Origin of the sequence: Dietzia sp. JS16-p6b (assembly GCF_003052165.1) — a bacterium.
Taxonomy (GTDB): Bacteria; Actinomycetota; Actinomycetes; order Mycobacteriales; family Mycobacteriaceae; genus Dietzia.
In genome coordinates, this window is the sequence record NZ_CP024869.1 from 2,748,120 (window position 1) to 2,761,287 (window position 13,168).

The window sequence follows — 13,168 nt, forward strand, 5'->3', positions numbered from 1 at the left end:
GGGTCGGCCCGTTTGCGTCGCGACCGGCCGGCCCCCGCCCCGCCCGGACCTGACCGGCTCAGCCCGCCGATGCCGATCGGGCGAACTCCACCACGGACGCGAGGTCATAGCTGCCCGCCGTGGTGCCGAGGCCCTGGGCCACCTGAGCCGCGACCGCGCAGCCGAGCTCCGCGGATTCCCGCAGATCGCGTCCCAGGTGGCGGCCCACCAGGAAGCCGGCCGAGAACGAGTCCCCGCAGCCGGTGGTGTCGACGACGTCGATCGGGAAGGCGGGGACCGCGACGGTCTCGTCCGGCGTGACGACGAGTGCGCCGTCGGCGCCCGCCGTGAGGGCCACGCACGCCACCCCTCGCTCGATCAGCATGCGCGCCCCCTCCGCCAGCGACTCGGCGCCGGTGAAGCCGCGAACCTGGTCATCGTTGGGCAACAGGTAGTCCACGTGCGGCAGGGCGTCGGCGATCCACTCGAGCATGCCCGGGTCGCCGTCGGCGAGCACGTCGACCGACGTGGTGATCCCCTTCCCGCGGGCACGGGAGAGCAGCTCGCCCGCCGCCGGGCCGCCCAGGAACTCTGGCCCGCCCAGATGTAGATGCGTCAGTCCCTCGATCGCGGCGTCGTCGATGTCGTCGAGGGTGAACACGCCGTTCGCACCGATGCAGTGCCACGCGGGTCGGTCCCCGTTGGGCCGCACGGGGATCACCGACGCCGACGTCTGCGCATCCGCCTTGGTCACGAGGCCACCGGTGTCCACGCCCTCGTCGCTCAGCAGGGCCGTCAGGGTGCGTCCGATGGCGTCGGCACCGACCGCGCCGATGCTGCGGACCCCGGCCCCCAGGCGGCTGAGCACCACTGCCGTGCCCCCGGCGGTTCCGGCCGGGGAGAAGGCGATGGTGTCCACCAGGGCGCCTGAGGAGCCCTCCGGGATGGAGTCGATCCCGATCGCGTGGACGTCGAGGACGTGCACCCCGACCGTCGCGATGGTCATGGAGGAGATATCGGTCATTGCGGGAGCTCCTTGGTGGTTCCGTACTCGAGGGTGATCGCCTGGACGACCGCGTCGTGTTGCTGCGCCTCGGTGAGGGGCCGCGGCGTGCCCATCCCACTCGCGCGCACGTGCAGGGCCGCCAGCCACTCGAGCAGCAGCGCGTTGTCGAGGGCCTTGTCGAGGGAGGATCCCACCGCCACCGAACCGTGGTTGGCCATGAGGACCGCCTGCCGGTCCTGCAAGCCGTCCACGACGAGGTCGGCGAGCTCAGGGGTGCCGAACGTGGCGTAGGGAGCCACCCGGATCTCCCCGCCCAGCAGCAGCTGCTGGTAGTGGAGCACGGGCAGCGCGTCCATCCCGGCCACGCAGGCGACGGCCGTCGAGAAGGGGGCGTGCGTGTGGACGACCGCCGCTGCCTGCGATCGGGCGTAGATGCCCAGGTGGAGGCCGAGCTCGGACGTCGGCGCGAGTCGGCCGTCGACATGCTCCCCGGTCGCGTCCACCACGGTGACGTCGTCGGCGCGGCAGTCGGCCAGCACCACCCCGGTGCCCGTCACGGCGACCAGTCCGTCGCCGACCCGGGCCGAGACGTTGCCGGCGGTGCCGATGAGCACGCCCTCGGCGGCCAGCCGCCGGGCGGTCGCGGCGACGTCCTCGCGACCCCGAAACGCCTGCTCACCCACTCGGGGCGACCCCGTCGTCGTCATCACCCACCGGCCTGGTCGATACCGCGTTCGGCGAGCACCACGTCCTCGAGCCTGGCCATGGACCGGCGGAACTGGCCGCTGAGCGACGACCTGAGGACGGGGGCGAGGAGATGACCGAGGGGGCCGAGCCCGACCCGGCAGTCGACCCTGTAGGTCATCAGGGTGGCCGCCGTGCCGATCGGTTCGAAGCGGAAGGTGTTGACCATGTCGTGCAGCGGTGCGAAACCGGTCCCGGAGTCCACCCTGAGCGAGTGCGGTTCGATCGTTCCGACCGTCCACACGGACCGCGTCGTGAGCGGCCCGAGCGTCCGGTTGTGCTCGGAGTAGGTCTCGCCGACGGTCGCCGTCCCGTGGTGGGCGGTGACCTCCAGGACACCGTCGACCCACTCGGCGTACCGGGCGGTGTCGTCGATGACGGCCCAGATGTCCTCGACCGGGGCGGCCAGTCGCCGCTGTACGGAGACGGTCAGACGGGTCACGATGGTCCTCCTGAGTGTGCGATCGCGGCGCTGGCGGCCATCTGCCCGGAACGGACGGCGCCGTCCATGTAGCCGTTCCAGTAGTCGGAGTGTTCGGCGCCGGCCCAGTGCACGCGGCTGTGCGGGCCGCCGAGCGGCCGGTCGCGCCAGCGCCCGAGCGTGGTGAGGACGCCGGGAGCCAGGACCGCGGTCGGGCCACCCCGGGTCCAGCGCTCCGCGGTCCAGTCCTTCTCGAAGTACCCCACGGGCGCCAGTGCGGCGGGGCCGACCACCCGGGCGAAACTCTGGAGCACCGCTCCGCCCCGCTGCCTCGCGGACCGCGGAGCCCACCTCCGCCACCCCGCGCCCCCCACGAATCCCATGAGGATCCCGGGCGATCCGCTCGGCGGGGTGTTGTCGAACATCGAGCACACCGGGTGACCGTCCCCACGGAAGACGCCCTGCCCCGAGAGCCCGTCCTCCCGCCAGAACGGGCGCTCGTAGACGGCCTCGCATTTCATGAGCGTGCCGAACGTCATCCTGCGGAACAGCGCGTCCTGGTGGGCGGGCAACGTGGGGCTCCACTCGATCTCGGCTGCGAGGTGGGGCGGGACGGAGACGATCACCTGGTCACCGTGGAAGGCCCCGGCGTCGGTGGTGACGGTCACCCCGGTGGCGTGGTGCTCGATCCGCCGGACCGGGGCGCCGAGGGTGACGTCGTCGCCCAACCCCTCGGCCATGCGCTGCGAGATCAGCTGCGATCCGCCGACGAACCGGGATTCCTGGGCACCGCCGGCCACGCTGATCATCCGGTCCAGCGTGCCCCGGTGGATCTCGTCACCCGCACCCGCGATGTACGCCAGGGCGGACAGCGCGGAGGTCTCGGACGCCGCCGCCCCGAACGCCGACCCGAGGAGGACCTCGACCAGCTCGACGCCGCCGGAACCGATCGCGCCGCGGCGCAGCCAGGTGGCCAGGCTCTGCTCGTCCAGCCGGTGCGCGTCGGGGTGCTCCCACGGCGCGGTCACGTCGATCTCGCCACTCGTGCGGCCCAGTCGGGAGGTCGCCAGGGCGATGTCGGGAAGCGCGAGGCGGTCCGGCGGGATGTCGCCGCGGAACCGTCGACTGCGCGAACCGTGGACGTAGACCGTGTCGCCGAGGGTGTTGGCGGGAAACGTCGTCACCCCGAGTTCCTCGGCGAGCCCCAGCACATGGTCCTGGGTGGGCCCGACGAACTGACCCCCCGCCTCGACCACCTGCCCGTCGTCGAGGACGTGGTTGAGCGTGCGTCCGCCGACACGGTCCCGCGCCTCGAGCACACGGACCGTACGTCCCGCCTCGACGAGCCGCCGCGCGGCGGTGAGCCCCGCCAGGCCCGCGCCGACCACGATGACGTCGACGCCGGCGCTCACCCCTCGCCCCCGGAGGACCGGTCGGCGGCGGCTGGCGCGACCAGTCGGGTGTGGAGGACGCCCACCGCTTCGAGCAGCGCGTCCCGGGCGGCGTGGCCCACACCCGTGGCGTTGATCAGGCCGTGCACGTGGCCGCTGTGACGACGGAGGGTCACGTCGACGCCCGCCTCGGACAGGGCGGCCGCATAGCGTTCGCCCTCGTCGCGGAGCACGTCGAATCCGGCCACCACGACATAGGCCGGCGGCGCGTGGCCGAGCTCGTCGGCGAGCAGGGGCGAGACGCGGGGGTCCAGGGCCTGCTCGGGCTCGGTGAGGTAGTGCGACTTGTACCAGTCCATCTGGGCCTCGGTGAGGAAGAACCCGCGACCGAACAGCTCGTAGGACCGGTGCTTGGTGGACAGGTCCGTCACCGGGTTGAACAGCACCTGCATCGCCGGCGGGGTCCACCCGGGAGCCCGGTGCAGCGAGACCACCGCGGCGAGGTTCCCGCCGGCGCTCTCGCCGCCGATCGCGATGGCCCGCGGGTCGAGGTCGTACTCCTCGGCATGAGCGACGATGTGCCCGAACGCCGCGAGGACGTCCTCCAGGCCTCCGGGGAACGGATGCTCGGGTGCGAGCCGGTAGTCGATCGAGATGACGGTCAGCGGCGTGTGGGCGGCGAGGAATCGGGCCACCGAGTCGCCCGAGTCGAGGTCGCCCAGGACCCACCCGCCTCCGTGGAGATAGACCAGGGCGGCGCTCGGCCCCTCGATCCCCGCGGGCCGGTACAGGCGGGCGGGGATCGGGCCGTGGGGACCGGGGATAGTGAGCGAACGGACGGTCTCGACGGGGGTCTGGTGACCGAAGACGAAGGCTTCTCCCGCGATCTGCTGCCTCCCCTGTTCCAGCGGGAGCTGGTCGAACGTCTCCGACACACCGAGGTTCAACAGCCGCGTGCCCACCTGGGCTTCGAGCCCGAGTTCCTGCCCGTCGACCCGGATGGGAGGTCCGGCGATCAGTCGCTGGACCGGGGCGGGCGCCGCTCCGATGGCCCGGATGACGCGGCGCAGAACGCGTTCCGCGAGGGGCCTGTGTGCAGTGGTCATGGAGGCACTCGATTCTGCGGGATCGAACGTGGGGTGCGACCAGCGTAAACCCAACTTGGACGCACGTCCAATACTTCCCGTGGATCGTCAGCCGGCCGAATCGTATTTCGCCGCCAGTCCCGAGAGCGTCCGGGTGATCCCCTCGGCGTTCTTATGCGCCATCCCGACGCGCTCCATGATCCTGCCGATCTTCGACGGACGGTTGTCGAAGCTCTCGGTGACCTCGGTCCGCCCGTCCGCGGTCGGGGTGAACTCCCACCTCCAGCGGTGTCCGGCGGGATGCGCCCACTCGACGACCTTGAGCTCCGGGGTGTCGATGTGTTCGGTGACGGTGGAGGTGATGCGGTACGGGACCCCGTACATCCGCATCTTCGTGGTGAACGTCGCGCCCTCGGACAGGGCGGCCGGGCCCGTGACGTTGTCGCGGACGGTCCCAGACCCGTCGACGAGCCCGTGCTTCGCGGGATCGTTGACCAGGCCGAACAGCTCATCGGCGGGGGCGTTGACGATGACGCGCCGGGCGACGACGCGGGGGCCGCGGTCGACGGTGGTGATGGAGGTCATGGGTGGGCCGGTCCTCTCGGGGAGACGTCGATGACGAGTCGGACCACGACACGACTCGGGTCGGCGGGCCCGTCTGCCGACCACCGTACGCTCGGGTCCCGCCATGAACCCGGCCCAGCACGGCATCGTCTCCCGTGCCGGGCACTACTTCGGGACACACGTCCCTCTCCCCGGTGGCGCCCGCGTCGGCGTGGGCGCGGCCCGACCGGTGGAGGGTGTCCGGGTGACGCCATAGCGTGGTGGACCCACCGCTACGAAAGGCGCCTCATGACCCACGCACGGCCCTCCGACCCCGACCCCGGCCAGACCCCCGATCTCGACAGCGGCGGCTCGCCCGACGGCCCGCAGACCCCGGACTCCGATTCGACGTCGATGCAGTCCGACAGCGCGACCGAGAAGCAGGGGCCGATGGAGCAGCAGAGCCCCACCCCGTCCCCGTCCAAGAAGGGGGCGTACATCCCGATCATCGTCATCGTCGCCATCGTCCTCCTTCTGGTGGTCGGGCTCGTGGGTTACGCAGTGACGGTCTGACCCGTGTCCGCCGCGTTCGACACCGTGATCATCGGAGCGGGCAACGCCGGGATCTCCCTGGCCGCGCGACTGCGCCGGGACGGCCGGGAGGACATCGCGATCGTCGACCCGGCCCCCGTCCACCGGTACAGGCCGATGCTCAACTACGCCGCCGCCGGCCTGGCCCAGATGAGGCGGTACGAACGGGCGATGACGAGCGTCGTCCCCTCCGGCGTGCAGCTCCTGCCCCACCCCGCCGGGCGGGTGGACATCGATGCCCGGACCGTGACCCTCGGTCCGCGCGAGCAGGGCCCCACGGTGAACTACGAGAACCTGGTCGTCTGCCCCGGCCTGACCCCCCGATGGGACGCGATCCCCGGACTGGACAAGGCGTACGTCGCCGGGTGGGCGGCGTCCGCCCACGTGCCCGAGTACGCCGGTCGCGCGTGTGCGGCGCTGGTCCGCCTCCGCGAGGGGTCCGTGGTGTTCTCGGTACCGCCGGAGCCCGCCTCCTGCGGGGGCACCGTGCTCAAGGCCATGTTCCTCGCGTGCGACCGGTGGCGACGCGAGAAGGTGCTCGACCGGATCGAGGTGCACCTGGTCACCCCGTTCGGAGGTCTGCTCGGACTCGAACCGTGCGACTCACACCTGCTCCCACTGATCCGGGAGTACGGCATCACCGTCCACGAGCGCTCCGACGTCGCCGCCGTCGACCACCACGCGCGCACCGTCACCCTGACCGGTGCCGTGTCCACGACGATCGAGCACGTCGACCTCGCCTATGTCACGCCGCTGAGCCGGGCACCGGAGTTCATCACCCGGGCCGGGTTGTCCGACGGGGGCGAGGCCGGGCTCGTCGAGGTGGATCCACAGCGCTTGAGCCACGCCCGCGCCGACTCGGTCTGGGGCCTGGGCGACGCCGCCGCCGCCGGCACCCGCCCGTCCGGCGGGGCCTTACGTCCCCAGGTGGCGGTGGTCGCCGACAACCTCCGCGCGGCCCGGGACGGTGGCCCGGGGTCGCGGTACGACGGCTACACGATCATCCCCATCGCCGTGGGCCGGGACCGCCTGATGCTGGCCGAGCACGACCGGGACGGACGGCCGGCGCCCGAGATCCCCGGGATCGACCTGACGGTCCCCAGGCGCTCGACGTACGCGTTCGACCGCTATCTCCAGCCGGTCCTCTACTTCCGGAAGCTGCTGCGCGGACGGGTCTGAGAACGGGGTCCGACGACGGATCGGGGACGGTCCGCGGACCGCTCAATCGCGCGACCCGACACCGGCGCGCAGGGCGGCCTCGATCATGTCGTACAGGTGCGCCACCACCACCTCGAACCGGTCGTTGACCACGGTGTTGCGGGCATCTCGGCGGTCCTCGAAGACCGCCAACGCGCCGGTGAACATCTGGGTGGCCAGGTCGATGCGTTCGAACGCCACCCGCCGCGGCAGGTGGGACAGCACGTCGATGAGCCGCACCACCACGTCGTCGGCCGCCGTCCGCAGATCCGCCTCCGGGATACCGGGAGCCATGACCGGGCCGACCCTCTGCAGGAACCGCGCGTAGTGCGTGGCCTCGGGGTGGGAACGCAGGAGGTCGACGATGGGGCCGAAGAGAACCCCGACGAGGGTGTGCAGGTCCTCACCCAGGCCCTGTTCGTCGGCCGCGGCCAGGCGCCGCCTGCGGTCGGCGTCGAGGGCGACGATGCGCCGCCGCAGCACCTGCAGGATCAAGCCGTCGCGGCTACCGAAGTGATACTGGACCGCCGAATTGTTGCGTTGGCCCGCCGCCGTCGCGACGTCGCGCATCGAGACGTCGTCCAGGCCTCGCTCGCTGATCATCTTCTCGGCGATCTCGATCATCACCGTCTTGGCGCCCCTGGCCTTCCCGGCCTCCACGGTGCGATCGGCCCGCCCGGAGGGTGTCACCGCGTCGGCTGCGCTCGGTTCGGCAGTGCGATCATCGGATCCGTGCTGCACCGGGACTCCACTTCCGACCTGCAGCCTCAGCTACTCGGGGCTGAGCACCGTCAGGACTGGTACGGCCGGCGGGATTCCGACGACAGTGGGGTGCCACTGGACTCGGGGGACCGGCGCTGCTCATGGTGCCCCATGTCGACTGCGGTCGGGGATCGCTCGTCCCGGGTGGGTGTGCGAGGTCAGCCCCAGCGGGACTGCCCTCCGTCCAGGGGGATGGTCGCTCCACTGAGGTACGAGGCCTCGGCCGAGCACAGCCAGGCCACGGGGCGACCGATGTCACTCAGCGGATCGCCGACGCGGCCGGCGGGGATGCTCGAGACGAACTCCCGGGCCTCCTCGGGGTTGTTCTCCATCCACCAGTCCAACCCGGGACTGTGCGCATGCGGGGCGATGTTGAGAGCGCGGGTGCCCTCGGAGGCCCACTCGTAGGCGGCCGCGCGGGTCAGTGCGCGGATGGCCTCCTTGACCGCGGAGTAGATGCCGTAGTTCGCGGCGTCCCACCGGACGGCGGCGGCGGTCACGAGGTTGATGATCGTGCCGCCTCCGCGCTTGGCCATCTCGGGCCGGGCCAGCTTCATCAGGCTGAACGTCACGCGGGGCCCGCCCTCGAAGGCCTTGCGGAACTCGTCGTCCGGGTAGTCCGACAGCGGCAGCGGCATGGCCATGTTGGCGTTGTTGACCAGTATGTCGACCCCGCCGAGCTTCTCCACCGCGGTCGCGATGATCGCCTCGGGGGCTCCGTCGGTGATGATGTCGACGGCCAGGCACTCGGCGGTGCCCCCGTTCGAGCGGATGATCTCGGCGACCCGCTCGAGCTTGCGCATCCGGCGCCCGACCAGCAGGAGCGCGGCGCCGGATTCGGCGAGACCGAGTGCGATGCCCTCCCCGACCCCCTGCCCGCCGCCGGTGACGATGGCGACCTTTCCGGCAAGTCGGTCCTCGCGTGTGGTGCCGGGGTTCCCGGCGGGCTGCGCTGTGGTGTCGTGCTGCGTTGTCGTGTCGGGCTGCGCTGTGGTGTCGGTCATGGGGTCCTCCGGGGGTCGGTGCGGGGGTGCGTGCGAGTCGGGCCGGCGTTCGGCAACGAGGGAGATCACCCTCGCCCGGCGCCCTCACCGCCGTCGGCGGGAGCGAGGTGGTTGTCGGTGAGCGTGAAGCTCGGGATGTCCTTGAGGTCGATCATCGCCTCGTACGTACGCGAGTAACCGGTGCTGGCGATGACCCACCGACCGTCGTGGCGTGCGTAGGTGTCGGAGTAGAAGGCGCCCCCGATGATCATCGTGTCGAAGGCGGGGACGATCACCCGGTCCTGCAGGTACCAGCGAGCGGTGGCGGTGTCGCCGTCCACCTCGATCTCCGGGTGGTGGGCCTGGTGCTCGGTGATCACGTCGTCGGTCATCTGCTCCCGCAGCCCGGCCACCACCTCGTCGCGGCCGGTGTAGGACAGGCGCCTGCCGTAGGACGCCGAGACCTCGGGCGCGAGCGTCTCCGCGAGCTCGTCCCACAGCCGCAGGTCCACACAGCGCAGGTAGCGGTATTTCAGGGCCTTGATCGCGTCGATGTCGTCGCGGCGGTCGGTGGTGGTCATCGTGGGCCTTTCTCGCGAGGGGGGCGCGTCAGTCCACACCCGTCAAGCCGACTGTAGTCAGTTGTGTACAGTTCGGGGATGGAAAGCGAGAACCGGTCCGACGACGACGAGGACGGCCACCCCGGCCCGCTCCCACCCGACCCCGCGACCGCCCGCGGGCACGGCGCCCCGCGATCCCGCCCGACCGGTCGTGACGAGGTCCGCTCCGCCGTCCTCCGCGAGGCCCGCAGGTTGCTGTCCGAGCGTGGGCCCCATGTCCCGCTGCGCGATATCGCCGACGCCGCGGACGTCAACCTCGGCCTGATCCACCGGCACGTCGGCCGGAAGGACGCCCTGCTGACCACCGTCATGCAGGAGGCGGTACGGCTCGGCGCCGCCCGGCTCGAGCACCTGGACGACGCGGGCGAGGCCGTGCGCGGGATGCTGCTCGCCGCCACCGCTCACCCGGAGATCAGCCGACTCCTGGCCTGGCTGGCCCTGGACCGCGAGGCCGCGTTCCCCCCGATGATCGACCCGGCCGAACGCCCGGCCGCGGCGCTGCGCCGCATGACCTCGCCCCCACCGGCCGGGGACGTCGAACTGCTCCTCGTCTTCACCGCCGTCTACGCCTGGCCGGTGTTGCGGGGCACCCTGCTGGACGCTCTCGACATCCCCGCCGACCAGCGCGAGGAGATCGACGACCGACTCGCCGATCTCCTCGCCCGCATGGTGACGGGCCACCGCGGTGGCGCCAGCTGACGGGCCCGCCGGCGCTAGCTGACGGGCTCGCCGGCGCTAGCTGACGGGCTCGCCCGCGTCCTCCGACGACACGAGACCGGTCGCCTCCCCCGGGTCCCGGTCCGGCTCCTCCGGCCCCTGATCCAGGCGGAACGGCGGGTACTCGTCGCGTAGGAGCAACACGTACGAGCCGACCCGGTACACCCAGCGGTTCAGGCCCACGATGAGGTCGAAGAGCCGGGGCAGGTAGCGGCCGGTGAACAGCAACCCGATCGCGGCGATCAGCACGAGCAGGCCGACCAGCGAGATGTTCCACTCGGCGCCCCCGTACTCCGAGGCTCTGGTCAGGGCCGCCCCGCCGCCGGTGAGGATGCCCACGATCAACAGGTGCGGGATCACCAGCAACCACCACTTGACCAGCACCAGGCCGCGCGAGAGCCGCTCGGGATAGGCCACGTCCAATCCGGCCGGATAGTCGGTCGGCGCCAGCGAGAAGGGCGGGTACCGGTCCGTCCCGAGCACGGAGTAGGCGTAGAACCCGACGCGCCAGTTCCACCGCAGCACTCCGACGCTGTAGGCGAACCACGCCCGCGGGTAGCGGCCGGTGAACAGCACCACCAGTCCCGCGGCGACCGTGGTGACGACCAGCGCGAACCACAGCAGGGCCAGCACGATGTAGTGCGGGATCGCCAGCAGCCACTTGATCAACCACAGACCGCGGGACACCTGCGGGTCCAGGTGCCCGGTCAGACGCAGCGGATCGGGACCCACGCCGGCGGGAAGGGCGCCCGCACCGGCCCCGGGAAGGGCGTCGGGGTCGGCGTGCCGGTCGATGTCCCGGCCCAGCCCCGCGGTCGCCACGAGGATCAGCGGCAGCCCCACCGCCAACGCCACGAGTCCGGCGATGAGAACACCGGGCCCGGCGAGTCCGAACACCTCGGTGTGTGCGCCCACCTGGACGTCGACCCACACGGGGCGGGAGCCGTCGGCGTTCATCACCACGACCACCCAGTCGCCGGACCGCAGGTCGACGGTGAGGGTCTGCTGCTCTGCACCCGTCGTGGACTGGGCCCAGAAGTCCTGGTCGGCAGGAGGTTCGGGGGCACGGGTGCCCGGCACCTCGTCGAGGGCCGTCTCGGCGTCGTTCCCCGATCCCCACATCCCCGATCCCCAGTCATATGTGGGGCCCGCGGAGTATCCGGGATCCCACGGCTGGTCACCGATCACCGCGTGGGGGACATCGCGGAGATAGGCAGAGACGTCGGATGCGTCCGCGATACCGAGGAACACGTCCTGGCCGGGGACCACCGGGGTCGCGCGGAGTCGGAGGCTGATCAGGTCGTCGAGACCGTAGGGCCCGACGGTGGCTCCCTCGTCGACATGGATCGTCAGGGGCGCGGTCGTGATGGCGTGGCCCACGGTCTGGAGGCGGTCGGTGTCGGTGAACGCGTACTGCCCGTCCCGCTGGGAGGCGTCGGCTACCAGGATCGCCGCCCCGGCCGCTGTCATGCCGAGGCCGAACACGGCCAGCAGGACCCCGGCGACGAGCAGGACCCAGTTCAGGGGGCGGGTCCGCGGAGGGCCGTGGACGGGGGTCGAGGAGGGACCGGACGGGGTGGCGTGTGAAGTTCCCATGATGAGTCCTCGTGCAGCAGTGTGCGGACCCACCCGGGACGGCGCATCCGCCTATAGGTGGTGACCTTACTCTTATGTGAGCACTGTGGCGGCGGGTTCTCACCGCCGATCAACCCCGGATCCCACCCCGCCTCCCACCCGTGACACCCTGTCCGGAACCCCGTCGCGAGACGCGCTCGCGGACATGATCGCGGCGAGCGGGTCAGCTCGGCGCAACGGCGAACCCCGTCGCGGGCAGCGAATGGAACCCTCTGGTGAACGGAGAGAGCGCCCTCACGGCCCCGCCCCGGTCCACCGTGACGGACGGGTGGGCCGCGTAGAGCTCCTCGACGGCGATCCGCGCCTGGAGCCGCGCGAAGTGCGAGCCGATGCAGAAGTGAGGGCCGCGGGCGAACCCCAGGTGCCCGGTGGTCTCACGGCGGATGTCGAGCTCCTCGGCGGTGGGTCCGAACTCACGCTCGTCGCGGTTGGCCGAACCGTAGAGCATCATCACCTTCTCCCCCGCGGGGATCGTCACCCCGCCCACGGTCACCTCGCGCGTGGTCGTCCGCGCGAGCGCCTGCACGCTGGACTCGAAGCGCAAGCATTCGGTCAGCGCGCCGGGGATCAGTCCCGGGTCCGCCACGACCAGGTCCCTCTGCTGCGGATGTGCGTCCAGGAGCGAGACGGTGTGCGAGATGAGGTTGCCGGTGGTGTCGTTGCCGCCGGCCACGATCACGAAGCAGAACCCGAGGATGTCCCAGTCGTCCAGCCGCTCGCCGTCGATCTCGGCCTGCGTCAGCGCCGAGATGAGGTCCCCGCCCGGGGACGCGCGCCGGTCGGTGATGAGCTCACCGAAGTATCCGAACATCTCCGCCACCGCCGAGACCGCCCCGTCCTCCAGCCCCGCCGGGCGGAACCCCTCCTCCTGCAGGGTCGTCAGCGCGCTGACCCACGGGCCGAAGCTCGGCTTGTCCGCTTCCGGCAGGTCGAACAGGTGGGCCAGCAGATGCGTGGGGATCTGCGAACTGAAGTCCCGGTGCAGGTCGACCACCTCGTCGCCGTCGTCCCTCGCGGCCATCTCCGCCAGTCTCCCGCGGGCGAAGTCGCGGATGAGCGGCTCGGCCTCGGCGACGCGCCTGGGAGAGAACGCCGTGGCCAGCAGTCGCCGCTTCGCGGAGTGCTCGGGGGGATCCATCATGACGATGGTCGGGGCCAGCCCCAGCGTCTCGATCTCGTCCCGGTAGAAGGTCAGACCGCTGGCCGAGGAGAACGTCGCCGGGTCACAGACGGCGGCGTCCACGTCGGCATAACGCGACAGCGCCCAGAAGTCCGGGTGCGCCGCGGTGCCGTCCCCGCGGTGGTGGTGGACCGGGTCGGTCTCGCGCAGCCACCGGTAGGCGGGATAGGGGTCGGCCAGGTGGGCGCGGTCGAACGGATCGAAGCCGGGTTCGGGCGGTGTGGGCGCGGGCGGTGCCGAGTCGCGACCGGACTGCACTGTACGGGTCATGGCCCCAGTTAACACGACCTGTTAAAGACTCGGAAGAGGGGATC

The 13,168-nt window shown here is 71.5% G+C and carries 15 protein-coding genes; 4 read left to right on the forward strand and 11 right to left on the reverse strand.

Annotation, left to right across the window (positions count from 1 at the left end):
- Nucleotides 1-58: 58 nt before the first annotated feature.
- From CT688_RS12595 to CT688_RS12620, 6 genes are all read right to left on the reverse strand, one after another.
- Entirely contained in the window at nt 59-1,003 is a 945-nt protein-coding gene (locus tag CT688_RS12595) for a carbohydrate kinase family protein (protein WP_107757169.1), read from the reverse strand.
- Nucleotides 1,000-1,692, reverse strand: a complete 693-nt coding sequence (locus CT688_RS12600) for a class II aldolase/adducin family protein (protein ID WP_107757170.1) — start codon at nt 1,690-1,692, stop codon at nt 1,000-1,002. Before CT688_RS12600 ends, CT688_RS12595 begins: the two co-directional genes overlap by 4 nt.
- Nucleotides 1,692-2,171 (reverse strand): SRPBCC family protein, encoded by a 480-nt coding sequence (locus tag CT688_RS12605; protein ID WP_107757171.1) that lies wholly within the window; start codon nt 2,169-2,171, stop codon nt 1,692-1,694. The genes CT688_RS12600 and CT688_RS12605 overlap by 1 nt, the downstream gene beginning before the upstream one ends.
- Nucleotides 2,168-3,562, reverse strand: a complete 1,395-nt coding sequence (locus CT688_RS12610; RefSeq protein WP_107757172.1) for an FAD-dependent oxidoreductase — start codon at nt 3,560-3,562, stop codon at nt 2,168-2,170. The genes CT688_RS12605 and CT688_RS12610 overlap by 4 nt, the downstream gene beginning before the upstream one ends.
- The gene (locus CT688_RS12615; RefSeq protein ID WP_107757173.1) at nt 3,559-4,647 is read right to left on the reverse strand and encodes an alpha/beta hydrolase; all 1,089 of its coding nucleotides are present in this window, start codon (nt 4,645-4,647) and stop codon (nt 3,559-3,561) included. The genes CT688_RS12610 and CT688_RS12615 overlap by 4 nt, the downstream gene beginning before the upstream one ends.
- An 87-nt stretch (nt 4,648-4,734) precedes the next feature.
- Entirely contained in the window at nt 4,735-5,211 is a 477-nt protein-coding gene (locus tag CT688_RS12620; RefSeq protein ID WP_107757174.1) for an SRPBCC family protein, read from the reverse strand.
- A 103-nt stretch (nt 5,212-5,314) separates the two neighbouring features.
- Here CT688_RS12620 and CT688_RS17955 point away from each other — a divergent pair, with 103 nt between their 5' ends.
- Genes CT688_RS17955 through CT688_RS12630 form a run of 3 tightly spaced genes read left to right on the forward strand, consistent with a single transcriptional unit; the run spans nt 5,315 to nt 6,939 of the window.
- Entirely contained in the window at nt 5,315-5,446 is a 132-nt protein-coding gene (locus tag CT688_RS17955) for a hypothetical protein (RefSeq protein ID WP_255412655.1), read from the forward strand.
- 32 nt (nt 5,447-5,478) lie between these two features.
- Nucleotides 5,479-5,742 carry a hypothetical protein gene (locus CT688_RS12625; RefSeq protein WP_107757175.1) on the forward strand — a complete coding sequence of 88 codons (264 nt, stop codon included), beginning with the start codon at nt 5,479-5,481 and terminating at the stop codon, nt 5,740-5,742.
- Nucleotides 5,743-5,745: 3 nt separating this feature from the next.
- Nucleotides 5,746-6,939: an FAD-dependent oxidoreductase gene (locus CT688_RS12630; protein WP_107757176.1), complete on the forward strand. Its 1,194-nt coding sequence runs from the start codon at nt 5,746-5,748 to the stop codon at nt 6,937-6,939.
- Nucleotides 6,940-6,981: 42 nt separating this feature from the next.
- Here CT688_RS12630 and CT688_RS12635 read toward each other — a convergent pair whose 3' ends face one another.
- From CT688_RS12635 to CT688_RS12645, 3 genes are all read right to left on the reverse strand, one after another.
- Nucleotides 6,982-7,698, reverse strand: coding sequence for a TetR/AcrR family transcriptional regulator (locus CT688_RS12635; protein ID WP_107757177.1), 717 nt, complete (start codon nt 7,696-7,698; stop codon nt 6,982-6,984).
- 179 nt (nt 7,699-7,877) lie between these two features.
- Entirely contained in the window at nt 7,878-8,723 is an 846-nt protein-coding gene (locus tag CT688_RS12640) for an SDR family NAD(P)-dependent oxidoreductase (RefSeq protein WP_194305667.1), read from the reverse strand.
- A 65-nt stretch (nt 8,724-8,788) separates the two neighbouring features.
- Nucleotides 8,789-9,283, reverse strand: a complete 495-nt coding sequence (locus tag CT688_RS12645; protein ID WP_107757178.1) for a nuclear transport factor 2 family protein — start codon at nt 9,281-9,283, stop codon at nt 8,789-8,791.
- 78 nt (nt 9,284-9,361) lie between these two features.
- Between CT688_RS12645 and CT688_RS12650 the strand changes: the two genes are divergently transcribed.
- Entirely contained in the window at nt 9,362-10,021 is a 660-nt protein-coding gene (locus CT688_RS12650; protein WP_107757179.1) for a TetR/AcrR family transcriptional regulator, read from the forward strand.
- Between the two features lie 36 nt (nt 10,022-10,057).
- Here CT688_RS12650 and CT688_RS12655 read toward each other — a convergent pair whose 3' ends face one another.
- Nucleotides 10,058-11,635 (reverse strand): DUF4389 domain-containing protein, encoded by a 1,578-nt coding sequence (locus tag CT688_RS12655; protein WP_231750328.1) that lies wholly within the window; start codon nt 11,633-11,635, stop codon nt 10,058-10,060.
- 202 nt (nt 11,636-11,837) lie between these two features.
- Complete coding sequence (locus tag CT688_RS12660) at nt 11,838-13,124, reverse strand: cytochrome P450 (RefSeq protein WP_197431419.1); 1,287 nt, start codon at nt 13,122-13,124, stop codon at nt 11,838-11,840.
- Nucleotides 13,125-13,168: the final 44 nt, after the last annotated feature.